Raw genomic sequence first — 21,132 nt, 5'->3', positions numbered from 1 at the left:
TGGGGGCCAAGGTCCAATAGCCGCCGCGTCATGCTCAGCCTCACCATCGTCAGCTCCGATCCTTCCGCACTCGCGGCGGGTCTCGACGCATTGCGCGGGATCGCCCGCACGGACCAGGCCGTCAGGCTCGGGGCGGAGGCTTTTGACATCGCCATCGAAGGCGGCCGCGCAGAGCTCCGCGCCGCTGCGGAAGCGGCCTTGGCTGGTCTGCCGGTCGATGTCTGCGTGCAACCGGCCGAAGGACGCCGCAAGCGCCTGCTGGTGGCCGACATGGACTCCACCATCATCGGCTGCGAGTGCATCGACGAACTGGCCGACTATGCCGGCGTGAAGGCGGAGATCGCCGAGATCACCGAGCGCGCCATGCGCGGCGAGCTGGCCTTTGAAGGCGCCCTGCGCGAGCGGGTCAGCCGCCTGAAGGGTTTGAACCGTTCGGCCCTGCAGACCTGTTTCGACGAGCGGGTGCGCCTGAACCCCGGAGCCGAGGTGCTTGTGAAGACCATGGCCGCCCATGGCGCGCGCTGCGTGCTGGTGTCCGGCGGCTTCACCTTCTTCACCAGCCGGGTGGCCGCCGCCGCCGGCTTCCACGACAACCGGGCCAACACCCTGCTGGAGGACGGCGACGTCCTGTCCGGTCTGGTGGGCGAGCCGATCCTGGGACGCGAGGCCAAGCTGGCCGCTCTCCAGGAAGAAGCCGCTGCTCTTGGTCTGACCCCGGAAGCCGCCCTCGCCATCGGCGACGGGGCCAACGATCTGGCGATGATCGAGGCCGCGGGTCTCGGCGTCGCCTATCGCGCCAAGCCTGTGGTCGCCGCCCAGGCGGACGCCCGCGTGGACCACGCCGATCTGACCGCGATGCTCTACTTCCAGGGCTATCGCGCCGAGGAGTTCGCCGCCTGATGTCCTTCCCTCGCCGCATCGAAGCCGTCGTTTTCGACATGGACGGCCTGCTGGTCGACACCGAGACGGTCTACGCCGCAGGGATGGAGACGGTCGGGCGCGAGTTCGGCGTCGATCTGGGGCGGGAGGTCTATTGCTCGATGATCGGCCACACCCATGCGGTCTGCACCGAAATCCTGCTGGACCGCTATGGCCGCGGCTTCGCCACTGAAGCCTTCTGGGCCCGGGCGTGGAGCGAGATCGAGGACATGCTGAAGGTTCAGCTTCAGCTCAAGGCCGGGGTGATCGAGCTGCTCGACCACCTGGATGACCTGAACCTGCCGCGCGCCATCGCCACCTCCAACGGTCCGACACAGGTTGAGGGGTATCTGGGGCGTCTGGGTGTTCGCGACCGCTTCCACGCCGCCGTCACCGGACCCGAAGTGACCAACAAGAAGCCGCATCCGGAGCCCTACCTCACCGCCGCGGCGCGCCTGGGCATTGACCCGCACTACTGCCTGGCGCTGGAGGACTCTCACGCCGGCGTCACCGCCGCGCACGGGGCGGGAATGATGACGGTGATGGTGCCCGACCTGCTGGACGCCAGCGAGGACGCACGGTCCAAGTGCATCCACATCGCCGACAGCCTGCACCACGTGCTCGACCTGCTGAAGCGGGCCGCCTAGTCGAGACGTTCGGCGCGCAGCCGCCAGACCCGGCGCTGGCTCAGCTCCAGGCCGTCAATCCGGCCCGCGCCGTCGCGGGTGAAGGTCACGCCGCCCAGGCTTGATCCGACAAAATGGTCGCCGCCGACGGACTCCAGCGCCATCGGCTCCATACGGGGCCAAGTGATCGTCAGCCGCCCATCCTTCGCCGCCACCTCGTACGAGGTCGCCAGCTCGTCGCTGCGATAGCGGCCGGCATAGGGTTTAAGGTCGGCAGGTGTGGCGGCGGTGACCTTCTCATAGGTGCGCGAGGGCAGGGGATCGTAAAGGACGCGCAGAAGCGGGGGCTGGCCCTCAGCCTGCGGATCAAAGCGCCACCGATCGGCGGGCACGTTCAGCCGTCCGTCGCGCCATTCCACGCGCATCACCATGCCGGTTTCAGGGCTGCGCCAGACGCCGGCCAACTCCCGCCGCGCCGCGTCGGCGGGTGGGGCGGCGGAGGGGATGGTCAGGTCGGCGGCGCCCCGGGCCAGATACCCGGCGTCCGCGTCGGCGTCATTGCACAGGGTGACGACCGCCAGCTCTTCACGCGGAAAGGCCAGGGTCTGGGCGCGGAAGCCGCCGTCCAGGCCGTCGTGGCCGATGCTCTGGCGGCCGCCATTCTGGCTGATGTAGAGGCCGCCGCCATAGCCGATGGGCGTCCCGTCGGTCAGGCGGCCGGTTGTCCGCATCCATTCGACCGTGGCCTCTTTTGCCGGCGGGTTCATGAGGAAGCGCTGCCAGGCCAGGAGGTCTTTCGCCGTGGTCAGCAGGTTGCTTGCGCCATAGACCTCAAGCGCCGGCTGGGCGCCTTCCCAGTGCGCGCCAGTCCAGCGATAGCCGCGGGCGCGATGGCGGACCAAGACGTCTTGGTCTTCGTAGAATCGCGTCGAGGTCATGCCCAGCGGCGTGAAGACCCGCGCCTTGGCGAAGTCGGCGAGCGATTGGCCGGAAACCTTGCGGACGATCTCGGCCAGCAAGGTGTAGCCGCTGTTGTTGTAGAGATCCTGGGTTCCCGGGCGGAAATTGAGGCTTTTCTGCCGTTGGATGACCGACAGGGCGTCCTGACGCGTCACCCGATCGTGCGGACGCCACCCGGAAAGGTGCAGCAGAGCCCCCTGATCCCGCAGGCCGCTGGTGTGGTGAACCAGATCGCGCACGCGGATCGGATCGCCGTAGTCCGGCATGTCCGGCAGGTGTTTGCGGATGTCGTCGTCGAGGGAAAGTTTGCCCTCCGCCGCCAGCAGGCCGACGGCATAGGCGGTGAACTGCTTGGCCAGGGACGCCGCGTGGAAGACGGTGTCCGTGGAGATCGGCGTGACCTGCTCCAGATCCGCCAGACCGTTGACGGAGAAGCGCTCCACCCCGTGGTCCGACACCCCGGTCACGCAGCCGGGAACTGATTGAGCCTGCGACGTCGCCGTGGCGGCGAGGCCGATGGCCAGGCCCAGAGCCATGGATTTGTAGTGATGGAATCTCTGCATCGACGCCCCCGATCGTGCAGCGCACTCCGCCGCCCGGCCTCAGGCCAGGCGGCGGCGCGACGGGTTACTGAGCGCTGGGACCGCGCTCGAAGTACTTGAAGAAGGCGCTGTCGGGCGACAGCACCAGGGTGGAGTCGCCCTGGGCCAGCGACGCCTCATAGGCCTGCATCGAGCGATAGAAGGCCGCGAAGCTCGCGTCCCGGCCGAAGCTGGAGGCGAAGAGTTCTGCGCGGCGGGCGTCGCCCTCACCGCGGATCTTTTCGGCTTCCTCGGTGGCGGTGGCGATGATTTCGCGCTTCTGCTGCTCGCCGACGGCGCGGATCTGGGCGGCCTCCTGCTGGCGGGCGGTCTGCATCCGCTCATAGACCGCCTTCTGGTTCGCTTCCGGGAGGTCGGCGCGCTTGATGCGCACATCGACGACTTCCAGGCCCAGGCGCGAGGCGGCGGCGCGGCGGATGACGATGTCGCGGGTCACGCGGGTCAGCTCCGGCCGGCGACGGGAGATGACGTCGTCCGAGGTGGCCGAGCCCAGAGTCTGGCGCAGGGTGGCGTTGACCAGGCGCTCCAGGCGGTCCGCCGCCACGCGTTCATCGCGCAGGGTGCGGTAGAACTGCAGCGGGTCGTTGATGCGGTAGCGGATGTAGGCGTCCACCACCAGGCGTTCCTGGTCGGCGGTGATGACCTCGCCCTGTTCAGCGTCCAGCGACAGGTTGCGCTTGTCGAACATGACGACGTTCTCAAGGAACGGCGCCTTCAGTTTCAGGCCGGGCGAGGTGATCACGCGGACAGGTTCGCCGAAGCGAATGACGAGAGCCTGCTGACGCTGATCGATCTGGAAGATGCTGTTGCCCAGCACCACCAGGGCGACCACGACGACGGCGGCGATGGCGAAGAGATTGCGGTTCATTGGCCGCTCCTCGCGGTAGGTGCGGTCGCCTTGGGACGGAAGACGTCGGGCGGCAGGACCACCGGGCCGCTGCCTTTGGTGTCCAGGATGACCTTGTTCGAGTTGGCCAGCACGCGCTGCATGGTTTCGATGTAGAGGCGCTCGCGGGTCACGCCCGGCGCCAGGCGGTACTGTTCGTACACCTGGTTGAAGCGCGCGGCCTCACCGGCGGCCTCACGGACCACCTGCTCGCGATAGCCGATGGCGGCCTGGACCACCTTGGCGGCTTCGCCTCGGGCGACGTTGGCGGCGGACTCGGCGTTCTGGCCGGCGGCGGCCACGTCGCGGAAGGCGTCGATGACGTCGGTGGGCGGGTTGGCGTTGCGGATCTGCACGCCGTCGATGAACACCCCGGCGTCATAGCGGTCGAGGACCGCCTGCATCAGCTGAGCGGCCTGTTCCTGCACCTGGCCGCGAGCCGTGGTCAGGACCGGCTGCAGGGGCGTGCGGCCGACGACCTCGCGCATGGCGCTTTCGGCCACGGCCTTCACCGTGGCGTCAGGGTCGCGGACGTTGAACAGGTACTTGGAGGCGTCCGAGACGCGCCACTGAACCGAAAAATCCAGGTCGATGATGTTCTCATCGCCCGTGAGCATCAGGCTTTCTTCCGGCACGTCGGCGCCGTCGGCGCCGCCCACGTCGATGCGGTTCAGGGTGGTGACCGACACCTTCTCCACCGCTTCGACCGGCCAGGGCAGGTGATAGCCCGCGCCCGAACCCGTGGTGCGCGAATAGGCGCCGAAGGTGGTGACCACGGCCTGCTCGTCCGGCTGGACGAAATAGACGCCGGTGGCCAGGTACAGGGCCGCCGCGCCGGCGATCACCGTGCCCACGGCGCGCGGGCGGATGTTGCCGCGGCCGTCGGTGAAGAACTCGCGCAGGCGGGCGTTCAACCGATCGAGCGTGTCATTCAGGTCCGGGCCGGTAGGCGGAGGCTTGCGCGGGCCGCCCTTGGGGCCGCCGCGTCCGCCGGGGCGCTGGGCCTTGTCCTCGCGGGGGTCCTTGCCGTCTTCCGGCGGGGGCGAACCCCAGGGACCTGGCTTGCCGGAACCGGAATTACCGGAACCCGAACTCGAATTGTCGTTCCAAGGCATAAGGTCGCGTCGTCTCTTTCGTTATTCGGCGCGGCCGCTGGTGAGCCCAAGGCGGGCTTGTAAACCGGCGCTGTCCTGCGGATATGAGACCCCCAACGCCGCAAAGCAAGCCGATCAGGTATGGATCACTCTCAAACCGCCACTCGCGACACAGCGTTCGCCGCGCTGAACGGCATTCTCGATCCCAAGACCGGCCGCGGCCTGGCCGACGCCGGACGGGTCCAGGGGCTGGTGGTTCGCGACGGCCGCGCGGGCTTTGTGCTTGAGGTCGCGGCTGCCGATGCGGCGGCCTACGCCCCGGTGCGCGAGGCAGCCGAGGCGCTGCTGGCCAGCCTGCCGGGCGTGGAGAAGGCACAGGTCGTCCTGACCGCCGCCGCCAGCGGCGAGACCGAGCGGGTGCGCAAGGGCGCGGCCCGGGTCGCCGCTGACCCGCAGGCTCAGGCCGCACCGCCGCCGTCCGCCGAGAAGCCCGCCCATGTCCGCCACGTGATCGCCGTGGCCAGCGGCAAGGGCGGGGTGGGCAAGTCCACCGTCTCGGTGAATCTGGCCTGCGCGTTTGCGAAGCTTGGCCTGCGCACCGGGCTGCTGGACGCCGATGTCTATGGCCCCTCCGCCCCCACCATGATGGGCGTGGATGGCGAGCCGGTGTTCGTGGACAAGAAGCTTCAGCCGCTGGAGGCCCATGGCGTGAAGCTGATGTCCATCGGCTTCATGGTCGACCCCGGCCAGGCGATGATCTGGCGCGGGCCGATGGCGTCCTCGGCTGTGCGGCAGATGATCCAGGATGTGGCCTGGGGTTCGGAGGAGGAGCCGCTGGACGTGCTGGTGGTCGATCTGCCGCCGGGCACGGGCGATATCCAGCTGACCCTGATCCAGAAGCTTTCGATCGACGGCGTGGTGATCGTCTCTACCCCGCAGGAAATCGCCCTGATCGACGCGCGTCGCGCCGCTGAGATGTTCCGCAAGACCGCCACCCCGATCCTGGGCGTGGTGGAGAACATGGCCTTCTTCGCCGATCCGTCCACCGGCGCGCCGATCCCGATCTTCGGGACGGGCGGAGGCCAGGCGGAGGCGGATCGCCTGGGCGTGCCGCTGCTGGGCCAGGTGCCCATCGAGATCGCCTTGCGCGAGGCGGGCGATGTGGGCCGGCCGCTGACGGCGGGTGAAAGCGAAAGCGCCGCCGCCAGGGCTTTCCTGACGGCGGCGCAGACGCTCTCGGCGAAGTTCGCTTAAGGCTTAGAAGCTCCAGCGGGCGCCGGCGGCCATGATCACGCCGCTGCCCTCCGCCTTGCCGCGCAGGGCCACGGGGGTGGCCAGCGGGGTGCCGCCGAAGATCACGTCGTCACGGACGATCTCGGCTTCATCGAAGGCGATGTAGGCGCCGGCGATGTCCAGGGCCAGGTTCGGCTTCAGATTGATGGTCGCGCCCGCGCCGTACAGCCAGCGGTCGCCGTCCGGCACGCGGGCGGTGCGGCCGATGTCCGGCGTCGGGGTCGGGTCGTATTGCACGCCGGCGCGCACGGTCAGCTTTTCGTTGACCGCGTAGTCGAAGCCGACGCCGCCGCTGGTGACGTCCTTGTAGTTCTGGTCGGATTCAAAGCCGCCGCCGGCGTAGCTGACGCGGATGGCGTCGAACTCGCCCCAGCCGATGCGCTGGGCCTGGGCGTTCAGGGTCAGCTTGTCGGTTACGGCCCAGCGCGCGCCCAGGGTGGCGATCCACGGGGTGGTGATCTTGGCCTTGCCGTCCACGTCCATGTTGGCGGCCGCCGCCGGAGCCAGCAGACCGCTGACGACCACCGAGCCGTCGAGGGTGTGCTTCACTTCAGAGCGGTACGAGGCGCCGATGGTCAGCTTGTCGTTGGCGTGCAGCTGCAGGCCGGCGTTCCAGCCGAAGTCCCAGCCGTCGCCGGTCAGCTCAGAGCGGCCGTCCGGCTGCAGCGGCGAGACGTTCGGATAGGCCGAGGTCAGGGTGGCGTCGGCGTAGATGGCGTTCACGCCCACGCCCACGTCCAGCCAGTCGGTGACGCGATAGGCGGCGGTGCCCTGGATGTTGGCGGTCATCAGGCGGGACTTCAGCGCGTCGTAGCGGGTGAAGCTGTTGCCCGAATAGGCGGTGGTGAAGTTGTACGGCGCGTAGGTCGAAACGCCTACCGCCAGACGGTCGGTGACGCGGAAGGCGCCCGACAGGTTCGGCACCAGGCCACCCTTGATCGGGTCATAGGCGCGCTCGTCGCCGCCCACGGGCAGGACCGGCACGCCTGGAGCCACGCGGTCGATGGTCGAGCCGGTGTTCGACACCTCGGAGTCGACCATGACCAGGCTCATGCCGCCGTAGATCTCGTTGTTCTGGATGCCGGCGATGGCGGCCGGGTTCCACCACAGGCTGGCGGCGCCGCGGTCGGCGACTTCACCCGAATAGGCGCGGCCGGTGCCGCGGACCGATTGTTCCTGGAGATAGAAGCCCGCGGCCGAAGCCTGGCTGGCGGCGATGAGGGCGGCGCCGGCGACGCCGAGCGCGAGAATGATCTTGGGGGAGGACATCAAAAGAGAACCTTATACGGCCGTGGGGGAGACGGCGGGGACGGCGCTCTAACGTATGTTGGGGCTCACTGTTGCGTTTGAAAGAAACGCTCCGTCGATCAGTCGACGGAGCGTTGCCTAAACGTCACAAATGCGTTGGGGTCAAAAACCCCCGATCTGCGGGATCGAGGTTGGACTTCCTCAGCCGCCCGCCATCTTGCGGAAGAATTTCTGGCCTTGCTCGCCGCCGGCGAAATAAGCCTTCTGTCCCGCGTCGTCGCTGATCTTGTCCCAGTTGGCGCGGACTTCCTCGGCCGACAAACCGCCTTCGCCCAGATAGACGCCTTCGGTCTCGTAGATGCGCGACAGGGCGAAGGCGCCGGCGCCGGCCGCCAGGATCGCGCCCGTGGGGGCTTCGTCCGAGGCCAGGTAGATCACGCCGGGCGTCACATATTCCGGCTTCAGCTTCTCCAGCACTTCCGGCGGCATCAGGCCTTCGGTCATGCGGGTCGCGGCCACGGGGCTGATGGCGTTCACGTGGACGCCATTCTTCTGGCCCTCGAGCTTGATGGTGTTCATGAACCCGACGATGCCCAGCTTGGCGGCGCCGTAGTTCGACTGGCCGAAGTTGCCATAGAGGCCGGACGAGGAGGTGGTGACCACGATGCGCCCGTAGTTCTGGGCCTTCATGATCTCCCAGACCGCCTTCACCGGCTTCACCGTGCCCATGAGGTGGACGTTCAGGACGAACTCGAAGTCGGGGATGTCCATCTTCGAGAAGGACTTGTCGCGCAGCACCCCGGCGTTGGCGATCAGGATGTCGATGCGGCCCCACTGATCCATGGCCTGCTTGACCATCAGGGCGACGCCGGCGTCGTCGGTCACCGACGAGCCGTTGGCGATGGCTTCGCCGCCGAGAGCCTTGATCTCCTCGACCACCTTCATGGCCGCGTCCGAGCCGCCGCCAGAACCATCCATCGAACCGCCCAGGTCGTTGACCACGACCTTGGCGCCGCGACGCGCCAGCTCCAGCGCATGCTGACGGCCAAGGCCGCCGCCGGCTCCCGTCACGATCGCCACCTTGCCGTCGAAGCGGATGTCCGCCATGCCTGTCGCTCCTCTCAAACGCTTGTTTTGTGCAGGCGTTGTGCGGCGCGGCGCAAACGCCGTCAAGCGGGCGCGGGGCAAAGAAAAACGCCGCCCGGAGGACCGGACGGCGTTCGAGCTTCTCTTTAGGCGGAGCGCTTAGCTCTTCTTTTGATCCTCGGCCGGGGCGGCGGTCGGGTGCTTGGCGCCCGCGACCTTGCCCGGCTTCATGAACTTCACCAGCACGCGCTGGCCGATCAGGAAGGGCGCGCCGTCGGCGGTGACCACCGTCTCCACCACGCGCTCGTCGGTGCGCTCGGACGGATCGTCCGACTGCAGCTTGCGGGCCCCGAACATGGCCGAGCGGCGGATCACCTTGCCGGTGAAGACCTTGCTCGGGTCCGACTCCATGCTGATCTCGACCGGCTGGCCAACATAGACGCCCGTCACCGAGGCCTCGGCGATCTCCGCGCGGATGATGCGAGGGGCCTTCGGCTCCAGATCGAACATCGGGGTGACGTTCAGGGTCGAGGCGCCCGCGCCCGGGTTGGCGTAGCGGCGGACGATGACGCCGTCCGCGGGAGCGCGGATGTTGGTCATCTCCAGGGCGAACTCGGCTTCACGCAGGGCGGCTTCCGAGGCGCCGATATTGGCGCGCTGGGCGGCCAGGTTGGCTTCGGCCGATGCGATTGCGTCGCGGGCGGTGTCCAGGCGCTGGCCGGCCACGAAGTTCGAGGCCGACAGGTTCTGCAGGCGCTGGTGCTCGCGGCGGGCGGTGCGAAGCTGCACGTCCAGCAGGGCGATCTGGGCGCGGACCTGGGCGACCTGGGCGCGGGCGCGGTTCACGGCCAGGACGGAGTCGTCGTCCTGCTGGCGCGCCAGGATCTGGCCCTTGGAGACGCGCTCGCCTTCCTGGACCAGGACTTCGCTGACGATGCCCTGGCGGCGGGCGGCCACCTGGATGATGCCGCCCTCGACGTCCGCCTTGCCGTTGGCGATGGCGGCGTAGGGGCTTTCCGGAGCCTGCTTGGCTTCGGCGGCGGCCTTTTCCTTCTTGGCGTTGGCGTTGGCCATCATGAAGGCGCCGCCCCCGCCCACGAGAACCACGGCGGCGGTGACGAGCCAGAACGAACGGCGACGGAAGAACGCGGGCATAGTCTTAGGCTCCGATGAGGGATGCGCCGTGGCCGGCTTGCGGCGCTGCGGCGGGAGAGGGGCGGCTGTCGCTCAGGATCAGGCCGTCCTCGATGTGGATGACGCGGTCGGCGAAGGCTTCGAGGCGCGGGTCGTGCGTGACGCAGATGACCGCAGCTCCGTGGTCCTTGGCCGCCCGTTGAAGCAGCTTGGTGACGATCTGGCCGTTCTCGCCGTCGAGGGCGGAGGTCGGTTCGTCGGCGAACAGCAGGCGAGGGCGCTTGGCGAGGGCGCGGGCGATGGCCACCCGCTGCTTCTCGCCGCCCGACAGCTCGGCCGGACGCTGGTTCAGGCGATGGCCCAGCCCCACCTCGGTCAGGGCTTCCTTGGCGCGGGCGTGCGCCTCGCCAGGTTCAACGCCCTGATACTTCAGGACCGTGGTCACCTGCTGCAGGGCCGAGAGGGCCGAGAACAGGTTGAAGCCCTGGAAGATGAAGCCGCAGTTGTCGAGGCGGAACTTGTCCAGCTTGCCCGGGGTGAGGCCCTTGGCGGCGCCGGAGGACGGGCCGTCGCGTTCCTCAACCCACTTCTCGGCGGGGCCCCACATGTTGACGCCCAGAGCCTCGACCTTGCCGCCGTCCGGCTTCAGCAGGCCCGACAGGTTGGCCACCAGGGTGGACTTGCCCGAGCCCGAGGGGCCCATGACCATGGTCACCTCGCCCAGCAGGGCGTCGAAATTGACTCCCTTGAGGACCTCGATGTGGGTGCGGCCGGTCTTGAACCGCTTGCGCAGTCCGGTGGCCTTGATCGCGTAGTTGGGAGCGCTCATCGCAGCAGGTCCGCAGGTTGGCTTTTCTTGAGGATGCCGAGGGCCATCAGGCCCGACAGCATCGAGATGGTGACCAGGAAGATGCCGACCATCGAGACGATGCCGAGCGGGAAGGCCATCGGCAGGCCGCCGGCGCTGGCCAGAAGGGCGATGCCAGCCGTCATCAGTCCGGTGGCGCCCAGGCCGGCGATGCCGACCCAGAACGACAGCTCCAGCACGATCATGCGCAGGGACCCCATGCCGACACCCAGGGCGCGTAGCGAGGCGAACTCCTTGATGTTGGCCAGGATCGCGCCGCGCAGGGTCTGCGAGGTGATGCCCACCCCGATCAGCATCCCGACGAAGAGCGAGAAGACCAGCATGATGCCGATGATCTGCTCCTTCAGCAGTGCGCCCTGGTTCGCCTCCGACAGCTCGGCGCGGGTCCAGGCGCGATAGGCGCCGCCGCTGGCCGCGTTCAGCTGGTCGCGCACGGTGAGGGCCTGCGCCGGATCCTTGATGCGGACGATCAGGGCGCCCGTGCGGTCGGCGCGGCCGTTCATGCCCAGCTTGCGCAGGGTGTCGCGGGACATGAACACCATGGGGGCGTTCATGTTCGGATAGTTGTCGAGCACGGCGACGACACGGACGGTCTTGCCGTTCAGCGAGCCCTTGTCGCCGAGCTTCACGCCGAGGCGAGCCAGGGCGGTCTTGTCCACCGCCACGCCGTAGGGCTCCAGCAGGGCCACGCGCAGATCTTCGGAGAAGTCGATCGGCAGGGTGACCGCGTCGGGCCAGGTGTCGACGGCGTAGGCCTGGGCGAACTCGCGCTTGCGCTTCTTTCCCGGGCCGGGGTCGTTCTGCCACATGCCGCCGTTGACCATCACCTCGCCCACGTCGACGACGGCGGGGTTGGTGTAGAGGGCCGGCTTGACGCGGGCGGGCAGGCCGGCGCCGCCGTTCATCAGGCTCTCGGCCTTGGGGCCGAGCACCATGATGTCGCCGCGGGCGCGGTCGATATTGGCGGTGAACGCCTTGCCCATACCCATGAACATCCCGACCTGAGCCAGGATGAGCAGGCCCGAAAAGGCCAGGGCGATAATGGCCGCGAGGTATCGCCGCCATTCGTAAATCAAAGTCGCTAGGGCCAGGGACATGGGCCGGCTGAACTCCCCCAAAGATTGCACTCAGCAATGTGCGCGAGGGGCGTTGGAACCAAGTTAAATCGGGGTAAGGCAGGCCCAGGCCGCCTTACAAATTGGTCATGCAATTCGTGCTTGCGACATGCGCGCCCTTGCATTGGCCGCCTTGGCCGGTGTCAAAAGGCCTGTGCGGCGCCAAGGGGGCGGCCGTCCAAGGGCCGGTTTCCATACATGTTTCGTCTTGAGAACGCGCAGAGCCTTGTCGGCGTGGCCTTCACCCTCGGCCTCTGCTGGGCGCTGTCGGAGGACAGGAAGCGTTTTCCCTGGCGTCTGGCCCTGGGCGCGATCGCGCTTCAGGCGGGTCTTGTTCTGCTCGTCTTCGGTCTGCCGGCCGCCCGCGCGGTGATCCATGGAATCAATGACGCGGTGGACGGCCTGGCCGCCGCTACGGCCCAGGGCACGCAGTTCGTCTTCGGCTACATGGGCGGCGGGACGCAGCCCTATGCGGTGGAGAATCCGAACGCCCTGTTCGTCTTCGCCTTCCAGGTTCTGCCGGTGATCCTGGTCATCTCGTCCCTGTCGGCGCTGATGTGGCACTGGAAGATCCTGAAGTGGATCATCCGGGGCTTCGGCTTCGTCTTCGAGAAGACCATGGGCATGGGCGGCGCCTCCGCCACGGCGACGGCCTCCAACATCTTCCTGGGCATGGTCGAGACGCCGATCATCATCCGCGGCTACCTCGACAAGCTGTCGCGCTCCGAGCTCTTCATGATGATGGTGGTGGGCCTCGCCACCGTCGCGGGCTCGACCATGGTGGCCTACGCCACCGTGCTGAAGGCCGTGCTGCCCAACGCCGCCGCCCACGTGCTGGCGGCCTCGGTGGTTTCGGCGCCGGCTGGCGTTCTGCTGGCCCGCATCATGATTCCAGAGAAGCCGAACGTCGGCGGGGTGTCGGTCGATTACACCAGCCTGCTGAAATACGACTCCGCCGTCGACGCCATCTCCAAGGGCGTCTCGGACGGTCTGATGGTTGTGCTGAACATCTCGGGCGTGCTGATCGTCTATGTGGCCTTCGTGGCCATCGCCAACATGCTGCTGGGCTGGGTGCTGCCGGACATGTTCGGTGGTCCGGTGACCATCGAACGCATGCTCAGCGTGGTGTTCGCACCGCTCGCCTGGGCGCTGGGCATCAGCTGGGATGAGGCTTTCAAGGCCGGCTATCTGCTGGGCGTGAAGCTGATGCTCACCGAGTTCATCGCCTTCATCCAGCTGGGGTCGATCCCGGCGGCGGAGATGAGCGAGCGCACCCGCACCATCCTGACCTACGCCCTGTGCGGCTTCGCCAATGTGGGGTCCGTCGGCATCACGGTGTCGGGCATGGGCGTGCTGATGCCCGAGCGTCGCGGCGAGGTGATCAGCTTGGTCTGGAAAGCCCTCGTGGCCGGCTTCCTGGCCACCTGCCTGACGGCCGCCGTCGTCGGCGCCATGCCGCGCGAACTGTTCGCCGCCTAGAGCCTTTGCGTCCCCTGCGTCACCCGTGAAAGGTTGGCGTCAGGGAGGACAACAACATGAAGCTCTATGACAGCCGCCGCGCGCCCAATCCGCGCCGGGTCCGTTGGTTCATGGCGGAGAAGGGCGTCGAGGACATCGAGATCGTCGATGTCGACCTGTTCAAGGGCGAGCATCGCGCGCCGGACTATCTGGCGCGCGCAGGCATCGCCAACGTCCCGGCCCTCGAAGTCGATGACGCGCTGACCATCACCGAGTCGGTGGCGATCTGCCGTTACCTGGAGCATCTCAACCCCGAGCCGAACATGTTCGGCCGTGATCCCCGCGAGATGGCCGTCATCGAGATGTGGTCGCGGCGGGTGGAGCTGATGGTGGCCATGCCGCTGATGATGGCGGTGCGCCACGCGCATCCGGCTTTGGCGGCTCTGGAGAAGCAGGTGCCGGAAGTGGCCGAGTTCAACCGCGCCTGGGCCGAGCGTTCCATGAAGATGCTGAACCGCCAGTTGTCGAAGACCGAGTTCATCGCCGGCGACCGGGTGACCATGGCCGATATCCTGGCGGCCACCAGCATCGACTTCGCCCGGATGGTTCAGTTCGAGCCCGCGGAAGAGTTCGAGCACGTCCACCGCTGGCTGGGCGCGATGATGGCCCGGCCAGCGGCGGCAGCTGGGACTTAGAAGTTCTAGATCCTCCCCCCTTTGGGGGAGGGGGACCGCGAAGCGGTGGAGGGGGTTTTGCTGAGTCAGCAGACCCCTCCGTCCCTTTGGGACACCTCCCCCAGAGGGGGAGGATATTGATCACCCGAACAGCTTGGCGGCGGTCTCGGCGACGAGCTTGCCCTGGAAGCGGGCGCCGTCCAGTTCGTTGGCGCTCGGCTGACGCGAGCCGTCGCCGCCGGCGATGGTGGTCGCGCCGTAGGGCGAGCCGCCGGTCACTTCGTCCAGCTTCATCTGGCCTTGGAAGCTGTAGGGCAGGCCGACAACCACCAGGCCGAAGTGCAGCATGTTGGTGATGATCGAGAACAGGGTCGTCTCCTGGCCGCCGTGCTGGGTGGCGGTGGAGGTGAAGGCCGCGCCGACCTTGCCGTTCAGCGCGCCCCGCGCCCACAGGCCGCCGGCCTGATCGAGGAAGTTTGCCATCTGCGAAGCCATGCGGCCAAAACGGGTGCCCACGCCGATGACGATGGCGTCGTATTCGGCCAGGTCATTGATCGTGGCCACGGGGGCCTTCTGGTCGAGCTTGTAGTGGGCGTTCTTGGCGACCTCTTCGGGCACCAGTTCAGGCACGCGCTTGATGTCGACGGTCGCGCCGGCCGAGCGGGCGCCTTCGGCGACGGCTTCGGCCATCTGCTCGATGTGGCCATAGGCGGAGTAGTAGAGAACGAGAACCTTGGGCATGGGGAGATGCTCCTTCCGACGAATGAAACCAGGCAAGTTGCAGTTCTAACGGAGCGCTCGTCTCCGGTCGTCAGAAAGTTTTGCGATCCTCCATGTTCCGTCTTGAATGATCCCGTCGTCAGCGGGAGCGGATTTTCTTCACCACGCCGGAGAAGGACAGCATGGCGCGGCCGCCCGTGCTGAGCGTGCCGCGCACGAACAGCAGCGAGCCGCCGTCGCGGACGATCTCGCCCGTGGCCTCGACCAGGTCGCCCACCGCGGCGGGGCCGACGAACTCGCCGTTCAGGCTGACCGTGACGGCGCGGGTGTCCTTCAACGCCTTCCAGCCGATGGCGAACAGACAGAAGTCGGCGAAGGTCATCATGCAGCCGCCGTGCATGAAGCCGCCGCCATTCATGTGCTTCCTCTCGGCGCGGAAAGCGCAGCGGACCGTCCCGTCATCCTCGTCGCGGAAATAGAAGGGGCCGGACTGATCCTCGAAGGGGTCTGAGCCGCGCCAGGTGCTCCACCCCGCCCACTCGCCCTCGGTGACGCGCTGCGGGCCGCTCATGATCTCGTTGCCGCCGTCCATGCCCATCTCCCTCGAACGATTGTTTGATCGCAGAGCCCATGTCTGCCTAACCTGCGGCCAAATGAAAAGGCGGAGGCGAGGATGCAAGGTCGGACGGTCTATCTGTGCAGCGGTTTTCGGACGCCCATAGGCCGGTTCGGCGGCGGGCTTTCCAAGGTGCGGGCCGACGACATGGCGGCCCATCCGCTCAAGGCTCTGATGGCCGCCCACCCCAAGGTCGACTGGGACCGGATCGACGAGGTTATCTATGGCTGCGTGAACCAAGCGGGGGAGGACAACCGCAATGTCGCCCGCATGGCCCTGCTGCTGGCTGGCCTGCCGGTGCGAACCCCGGCGGTGACGGTGAACCGCCTCTGCGCCTCTGGCCTGGAATCCGTGATCCAGGGCGCGCGGATGATCGCCACGGGCGACGCGGAGTTCGTGATCGCCGGCGGGGTCGAGCACATGACCCGCTCGCCCTTCGTCATGGGCAAGGCCGAGACCGCCTTCCAGCGCAGCGCCGAAATCTTCGACACCACCATAGGCTGGCGGTTCATCAATCCGGCCATGCGCAAGGCCTACGGCGTGGACGCCATGCCGGAGACCGCCGAAAACGTGGCCGAGGACTACCAGATCGCCCGCGCCGACCAGGACGCCTTCGCCTATCGCAGCCAGCAGCGCGCCGCCGCCGCCATCAAGGCGGGGTATTTCGAGGGTGAAATCGCGCCGATCACCATCGTCGACAAGAAGAAGGAGACGGTGCTCTCCGCCGACGAGCACCCGCGCCCGGACACCACGCTTGAGGCGCTGCAGGCGCTGAAGCCCATTGTGCGCGAGGGCGGCACGGTCACGGCCGGCAACGCGTCCGGCATCAATGATGGGGCGGCGGCCATGATCCTGGCCACGGAGGAGATCGCCCGCGAATTCGGCCTGGAGCCCATCGCTCGGGTCGAGGGTGGAGCCGCGGGCGGCGTCGCGCCCCGGATCATGGGCGTGGGCCCGATCCCGGCGGTGGAGACCCTGACCAAGCGGCTCGGCATCACGCCCACGGACTTCGACGTCATCGAACTGAACGAGGCCTTCGCCGCCCAGGCCCTGGCCTGCACCCGCGCCTGGGGGCTGGCGGACGATGCGGAGCACGTGAATCCGCACGGCGGCGCCATAGCCTTGGGCCACCCTCTGGGCGCCAGCGGGGCGCGTCTGGCGATCACCGCGGCGCGGGCCATGAAGGCGCGAGGCGGCAAACGCGCGCTCGCCTCCATGTGCATCGGGGTTGGCCAAGGCGGGGCGCTTGCATTAGCAAGCGTCTGATGAGCTCCCCGATCGAAGACGCCCTGCTGTCCGCCATCGCCGACCTGCCCGAGGGCAAGTCCGCTGACCCCGCCAAGGTCGCCCAGGCCATCGAGCCCGAGCGCTGGCGGCGCATCCTGCCGCACGTGCGCAACGTGGCCATCGGCCTGGCGCGCGAGAACAAGCTGGTGATCCTGCGCCACAACAAGCCGGCTGACCCGGGCAAGTTCAAGGGCGTCTGGCGTTTCCGCGCCCTCACGCCCGAGGAAGTCGCTGCGGGCGGCGCGACCTTCGTCCAGGTCTATGGCGGAACCGACGAGGACGATCTCGATTAGGACGGCATGAGCGCGCTCGAGGCCGTTCTTTCCGATATCGCCGCCTGCCGGGCCTGCGCGGGGGAGTTGCCCCACGAGCCACGGCCGGTGGTTCGCGTCTCGCCTCAGACCCGCATCCTGATCTGCGGCCAGGCGCCGGGACGGCTGGTTCATGAGACTGGTCTGCCGTTCAACGATCCGTCCGGCAACCGCCTGCGCGGCTGGATGGGGATCGACCGCGAGACCTTCTACGGCGACGGCCGGGTCGGCGTGGCGGCCATGGCCTTCTGCTTTCCCGGAACGAACCCCAAGGGCGGCGACTATCCGCCGCCCACACGCTGCGCGCAGCTCTGGCGGCGCAAGCTTTTAGATAACCTCCCGAGGATGGAGCTGACCCTGTTGGTCGGCTGGCACGCTCAGGCCTGGGCGCTGGGCCCCCGGTCCATGCCGAACATGACCGAGACCGTGCGGGAATGGGAACGCTACATCCCCGAGTTCCTGCCCATGCCGCATCCATCCTGGCGCAACACCGCCTGGCTGAAGAAGAACCCCTGGTTCGAGGCGCAAGTGGTTCCCTATCTTCAGGCCAGAGTGCAGAAGATTCTGAAGCCATGAACCGCCGCGCCTTCCTCCTCACTTCCGCCGCCCTGACCGCGACCGCCTGCGCGCCCATGGTGCAGTCGCGCGGAACGCCAGGCGTTGGTTTCGCGGGACCGCATCTGGCCGCCGAGGCCTTCGTCAGCATCGACGGGGCGCGGCTGGGGCTGTCGCAATGGGTTCCGGAGGAGGAGCCGTGGGCGGTGATCGCCGGCCTTCACGGCATGAACGACTACGCCAACGCCTTCCACTTCTGGGGCGAGTGGGGGAAGGCGAGGGGGATCGCCACCTACGCCATTGACCAGCGCGGTTTCGGCCGCTCGCCCGAGCGCGGCGTCTGGGGCGGCGATGACCTGATGGTGGACGACGCCCGCGCCCTGTGCGCGGTCCTGCGGGCGAGGCACCCCAGAGCGATCATCGCCCTGGCCGGGATCAGCATGGGCGGGGCGGTGGCGGTGGACGCCATGGCCTCCGATCCCGCGCCGGACGCGGATCGAACCCTGCTGCTGGCGCCAGCCGTGTGGGGCTGGTCGGAGCAGCCGCTGCTGAACCGCGCGGCCCTGTGGCTCAGCGCCCATACCTTCCGGTCCAAGGTCTGGACCCCGCCGGCCTGGCTGACCCGCAAGGTCAAGCCCACGGACAATATCGACGAGCTCTACCGCATGGGCACGGATCCCCAGATGATCTGGGGGGCGCGGTCGGACACGCTCTATGGGCTGGTCGACATCATGGACCGGGGTCAGGAGCGGATCGACGCGGTGAAAGGCCCGGTGGCCTACTTCTACGGCGCCAATGACGAGATCATTCCGGACAAGGCGGCGATCAAGGCGGCGGCCCGGCTGCCGCAGGGCGCGCGCAGCGCCTTCTACGACAAGGGCTATCATCTGCTGCTGGTGGATCATCAGCGCGAGACGGTGTTCGCCGACATGGTCGCCTTCCTGAAGAACCCCGCCGCCCCGTTCCCGTCAGGTGTCCCGCCGATCGTCGCGCCTGTCGAAACGGGGGTTGTGACTCGCGCCCCGGAGGCGTAGAGGGCCCGCACATAATTTTGCGCAGCGGGACAGGCTTACAGGCATGACTCTTTTCGATTCCCCGGCCTTTGAGGGCCATGAGGGCGTACACACCTTCTTTGACGAAAAGACTGGCCTCAAGACGATCATCTCGGTGCATTCCACGGCCCTCGGCCCGGCAGCCGGCGGCTGCCGCATGTGGGCCTATCCGGATGCGGAAGCCGCCCTGACCGACGCGCTGAAGCTGTCGCGCGCCATGTCCTACAAGAACGCCATGGCCGACATCGGCCTGGGCGGCGGCAAGGCCGTGATCATTGGCGACAGCCGTACCCAGAAGACCCCGGAGCTGTTCGAGGCTTTCGGCCGTGCGGTGGACGCCGTGGGCGGCCGCTACTGGACCGCCGAGGACGTGGGCGTCTCGCCCACCGATCTGCAAAACGCCCGCAAGCAGACCCGCTATGTGGCCGGCCTGGAAGGTCACGCCGCCGCCTCGGGCGATCCGAGCCCGGTGACCGCCGAGGGCGTGTTCCGCGGCGTGAAGCTGTGCGTCCAGCGCGCCTATAACCGTGACCTGAACGGCGTCACCGTCGCCATCCAGGGCGTCGGCCACGTCGGCGCCTATCTGGCCGAGAAGCTGCACGCCGCCGGCGCCAAGCTGGTCATCGCCGATGTGAACCAGGCCGCTCTCGACGAAGTCGCCGCCAAGACCGGCGCCAAGATCGTCTCCACCGACGCCATCTTCGACGTGGACGCCGAGGTGTTCGCGCCCTGCGCTCTGGGTGGCGCGATCAACGCCGAGACCCTGCCGCGCCTGAAGGGCAAGGTGGTGGCCGGCGGCGCCAACAACCAGCTCGCCACGCCGGAGATCGGCCGCATCCTGTTCGAGAAGGGCATGCTGTATGCCCCGGACTACGTCATCAACGGCGGCGGCATCATCAACGTGGCCGGCGAGATCCGCGCCCTGGAAGCCGACGCGGCGTTCGATCCGTCCTGGGTGGCTGACAAGCTGTCGACCCTGATGCTGACCCTGGGCGAGGTGCTGGACCGTTCGGCCGCCGAAAAGCGCCCGACTCACGAAGTCGCCAACGAAATGGCGAAGGCCCGCATCGCGGCGGGCCGGGCTTAAGCCTCGGCCTTCACCCGCTCCATGTCGTAAGCCGCCGGGTCGACCGCCTTCACCCGGCGGCGGTAATCGAATGTGAAGCCGGGCCAGATGGTCGTGTTGCGGCCATCCTCGGTCAGGTACCAGCTCTTGCAGCCGCCGGCGTTCCAGACGGTCTTGCCGACCCGGTCCTGGACGAAGGCGTTGAAGGCGTTCTGGGCGTCGCGCTTGGGATCCATCCAGGCCGCGCCCGCCGCGTCCATGCGGCGAAGCCCGTCCATCACGTGCCGGATCTGGCTCTCGATCATGTAGACGATCGAGTTGTGGCCTAGTCCTGTGTTCGGCCCCATCAGCATGAAAAAGTTCGGATAGCCGCTGACGGTCACGCCCAGATAGGCCTGGGCGCCGGCTTCCCATTCAGCGTTCAGGTGCCGTCCTCCGCGCCCATGGACCTGGGTCGGCGACAGGGCGTCGGTGGCCGCGAAGCCAGTGCCATAGACGATGACGTCCACCGCGTGCTCGACGCCGTCGGTGGTGCGCACGCCCTTGGCCGTGATCTCGGCGATCCCCTCGGTGACCAGGTCCACGTTGGGCCGGGCCAGGGCCGGGTAGTAGTCGTTGGAGATCAGTATCCGCTTGCAGCCCATGCGGTAGGTGGGCGTCACCTTCTGGCGCAGGACCGGGTCGGGGATGGTTGCTTCTATGAACTGCCGGCCCAGCTTCTCGAACTTGGCCATGGAGTCGGTCCGCCAGACCAACGCCGTCGCGAGAAGCTCCAGACGCGTATAGGTCAGCCCGCGAAGCAGCTTCTGGAACACGGGGGCCGCGCGGAACAGGGCGCGCTCCCAACCGTGCCTTTCGCGATCCTTCTTTGGCATGACCCAGGACGGCGTGCGCTGGAACACGGTCAGCGACTTCACCTTTGGCGCGATCTGCGGGACGAACTGGATGGCGCTGGCGCCTGTGCCGATCACCGCCACCGCCTTGCCCGTCAGATCATAGTCGTGATCCCACCAGGCGGAGTGGAAGGTCTTACCCTTGAAACGGTCCATGCCCTTGATGTTCGGCAGGATCGGCCTGGACAGCCCGCCCATGCCCGACACCACGACGCGGGCGGTCAGGACCTGGCCGTCGTCGCTGGTCACGCGCCAGAAACCGCCGGCTTCGTCGAAGCTGATGTCGGTGACGGTGCGCCCGAACCGCAGGTAGGGGCGCAGGTCGTACTTGTCGGCGACCCGATCCAGATAGGCGCGGATCTCCGGCTGGGTCGGATACACACGGGACCATTCCGGGTTCGGCTCGAACGAGAAGGAATAGAGGTGGCTGGGTATGTCGCAGGCGCAGCCGGGATAGGTGTTGTCGCGCCAGGTGCCGCCGACGCCTTGCGCCTTCTCAAGGATTACGAAGTCGTCCCGGCCGTCCTTGAGCAGGGCGATGGCCATGCCCAGCCCGGAGAAGCCCGAGCCCAGAATGGCGACGTCCACGTCCGGCTTGGAGGGCGCCTGGCCCGCCGGTTTGAAGGGCGCGTTCATGGTCCACCTGATGAGGTCGCCGTCTGACGCGGCG

At 67.8% G+C, this 21,132-nt stretch carries 21 protein-coding genes; 10 read left to right on the top strand and 11 right to left on the bottom strand.

The window, feature by feature from the left end:
* Positions 1-30: 30 nt before the first annotated feature.
* Together serB and P7B02_RS14540 are read left to right on the top strand one after the other, a co-directional pair.
* Positions 31-900: a phosphoserine phosphatase SerB gene (serB, locus tag P7B02_RS14545; RefSeq protein WP_277787062.1), complete on the top strand. Its 870-nt coding sequence runs from the start codon at positions 31-33 to the stop codon at positions 898-900.
* Positions 900-1,565, top strand: a complete 666-nt coding sequence (locus P7B02_RS14540; RefSeq protein ID WP_277787061.1) for an HAD family hydrolase — start codon at positions 900-902, stop codon at positions 1,563-1,565. The genes serB and P7B02_RS14540 overlap by 1 nt, the downstream gene beginning before the upstream one ends.
* Here the strand turns inward: P7B02_RS14540 and P7B02_RS14535 are convergent.
* The 3 genes from P7B02_RS14535 to hflK form a co-directional block, all read right to left on the bottom strand.
* Positions 1,562-3,067, bottom strand: coding sequence for a serine hydrolase (locus P7B02_RS14535; protein ID WP_277787060.1), 1,506 nt, complete (start codon positions 3,065-3,067; stop codon positions 1,562-1,564). The two genes, P7B02_RS14540 and P7B02_RS14535, sit on opposite strands and share 4 nt — an antisense overlap.
* Before the next feature lie 64 nt (positions 3,068-3,131).
* On the bottom strand, positions 3,132-3,974 hold the full coding sequence (hflC, locus tag P7B02_RS14530; protein WP_277787059.1) for a protease modulator HflC: 843 nt from the start codon (positions 3,972-3,974) through the stop codon (positions 3,132-3,134).
* The gene (gene hflK / locus P7B02_RS14525; RefSeq protein ID WP_277787058.1) at positions 3,971-5,107 is read right to left on the bottom strand and encodes an FtsH protease activity modulator HflK; all 1,137 of its coding nucleotides are present in this window, start codon (positions 5,105-5,107) and stop codon (positions 3,971-3,973) included. The genes hflC and hflK overlap by 4 nt, the downstream gene beginning before the upstream one ends.
* 120 nt (positions 5,108-5,227) lie before the next feature.
* Between hflK and P7B02_RS14520 the strand changes: the two genes are divergently transcribed.
* The gene (locus tag P7B02_RS14520) at positions 5,228-6,340 is read left to right on the top strand and encodes an Mrp/NBP35 family ATP-binding protein (RefSeq protein ID WP_277787057.1); all 1,113 of its coding nucleotides are present in this window, start codon (positions 5,228-5,230) and stop codon (positions 6,338-6,340) included.
* A 3-nt stretch (positions 6,341-6,343) separates the two neighbouring features.
* Here P7B02_RS14520 and P7B02_RS14515 read toward each other — a convergent pair whose 3' ends face one another.
* From P7B02_RS14515 to P7B02_RS14495, 5 genes are all read right to left on the bottom strand, one after another.
* Positions 6,344-7,648, bottom strand: a complete 1,305-nt coding sequence (locus P7B02_RS14515; protein WP_277787056.1) for an OmpP1/FadL family transporter — start codon at positions 7,646-7,648, stop codon at positions 6,344-6,346.
* 180 nt (positions 7,649-7,828) lie between these two features.
* Positions 7,829-8,734, bottom strand: a complete 906-nt coding sequence (locus P7B02_RS14510) for an SDR family NAD(P)-dependent oxidoreductase (protein ID WP_277787055.1) — start codon at positions 8,732-8,734, stop codon at positions 7,829-7,831.
* Positions 8,735-8,872: 138 nt separating this feature from the next.
* Entirely contained in the window at positions 8,873-9,868 is a 996-nt protein-coding gene (locus P7B02_RS14505; RefSeq protein WP_277787054.1) for an HlyD family secretion protein, read from the bottom strand.
* Positions 9,869-9,872: 4 nt separating this feature from the next.
* Positions 9,873-10,676 carry an ABC transporter ATP-binding protein gene (locus P7B02_RS14500; protein WP_277787053.1) on the bottom strand — a complete coding sequence of 268 codons (804 nt, stop codon included), beginning with the start codon at positions 10,674-10,676 and terminating at the stop codon, positions 9,873-9,875.
* Complete coding sequence (locus P7B02_RS14495) at positions 10,673-11,812, bottom strand: ABC transporter permease (RefSeq protein ID WP_277787052.1); 1,140 nt, start codon at positions 11,810-11,812, stop codon at positions 10,673-10,675. The genes P7B02_RS14500 and P7B02_RS14495 overlap by 4 nt, the downstream gene beginning before the upstream one ends.
* Before the next feature lie 216 nt (positions 11,813-12,028).
* Between P7B02_RS14495 and P7B02_RS14490 the strand changes: the two genes are divergently transcribed.
* On the top strand, positions 12,029-13,309 hold the full coding sequence (locus P7B02_RS14490; RefSeq protein ID WP_277787051.1) for a NupC/NupG family nucleoside CNT transporter: 1,281 nt from the start codon (positions 12,029-12,031) through the stop codon (positions 13,307-13,309).
* A gap of 56 nt (positions 13,310-13,365) precedes the next feature.
* Positions 13,366-13,983 (top strand): glutathione S-transferase family protein, encoded by a 618-nt coding sequence (locus P7B02_RS14485; protein ID WP_277787050.1) that lies wholly within the window; start codon positions 13,366-13,368, stop codon positions 13,981-13,983.
* Positions 13,984-14,103: 120 nt separating this feature from the next.
* On the opposite strand, the gene wrbA is transcribed toward P7B02_RS14485, so the two are convergent.
* Positions 14,104-14,703: an NAD(P)H:quinone oxidoreductase gene (wrbA, locus tag P7B02_RS14480; protein ID WP_277787049.1), complete on the bottom strand. Its 600-nt coding sequence runs from the start codon at positions 14,701-14,703 to the stop codon at positions 14,104-14,106.
* A 118-nt stretch (positions 14,704-14,821) separates the two neighbouring features.
* A complete protein-coding gene (locus P7B02_RS14475; protein ID WP_277787048.1) occupies positions 14,822-15,274 on the bottom strand; it encodes a PaaI family thioesterase in 453 nt (150 codons plus the stop codon).
* An 81-nt stretch (positions 15,275-15,355) separates the two neighbouring features.
* On the opposite strand from P7B02_RS14475, the gene pcaF reads away from it, so the two are divergent.
* The 5 genes from pcaF to P7B02_RS14450 are packed head-to-tail and all read left to right on the top strand — an operon-like array spanning position 15,356 to position 19,590.
* Positions 15,356-16,564: a 3-oxoadipyl-CoA thiolase gene (pcaF, locus tag P7B02_RS14470; protein ID WP_277787047.1), complete on the top strand. Its 1,209-nt coding sequence runs from the start codon at positions 15,356-15,358 to the stop codon at positions 16,562-16,564.
* Positions 16,564-16,878, top strand: a complete 315-nt coding sequence (locus P7B02_RS14465) for a DUF3253 domain-containing protein (RefSeq protein WP_277787046.1) — start codon at positions 16,564-16,566, stop codon at positions 16,876-16,878. Before pcaF ends, P7B02_RS14465 begins: the two co-directional genes overlap by 1 nt.
* A 6-nt stretch (positions 16,879-16,884) precedes the next feature.
* A complete protein-coding gene (locus P7B02_RS14460; protein WP_277787045.1) occupies positions 16,885-17,472 on the top strand; it encodes a uracil-DNA glycosylase family protein in 588 nt (195 codons plus the stop codon).
* A complete protein-coding gene (locus P7B02_RS14455; RefSeq protein WP_277787044.1) occupies positions 17,469-18,485 on the top strand; it encodes an alpha/beta fold hydrolase in 1,017 nt (338 codons plus the stop codon). The genes P7B02_RS14460 and P7B02_RS14455 overlap by 4 nt, the downstream gene beginning before the upstream one ends.
* Positions 18,486-18,528: 43 nt before the next feature.
* Positions 18,529-19,590 (top strand): Leu/Phe/Val dehydrogenase, encoded by a 1,062-nt coding sequence (locus P7B02_RS14450; protein WP_277787043.1) that lies wholly within the window; start codon positions 18,529-18,531, stop codon positions 19,588-19,590.
* Here P7B02_RS14450 and P7B02_RS14445 read toward each other — a convergent pair.
* The gene (locus P7B02_RS14445) at positions 19,587-21,098 is read right to left on the bottom strand and encodes a flavin-containing monooxygenase (protein ID WP_277787042.1); all 1,512 of its coding nucleotides are present in this window, start codon (positions 21,096-21,098) and stop codon (positions 19,587-19,589) included. The two genes, P7B02_RS14450 and P7B02_RS14445, sit on opposite strands and share 4 nt — an antisense overlap.
* Between the last annotated feature and the right edge of the window lie 34 nt (positions 21,099-21,132).

This window comes from Caulobacter segnis (assembly GCF_029543125.1).
GTDB classification, from domain to species: domain Bacteria; phylum Pseudomonadota; class Alphaproteobacteria; order Caulobacterales; family Caulobacteraceae; genus Caulobacter; species Caulobacter segnis_D.
The sequence above is the reverse complement of the archived record's forward strand: the minus strand, read 5'-3'. Positions and strand labels throughout refer to the sequence as shown.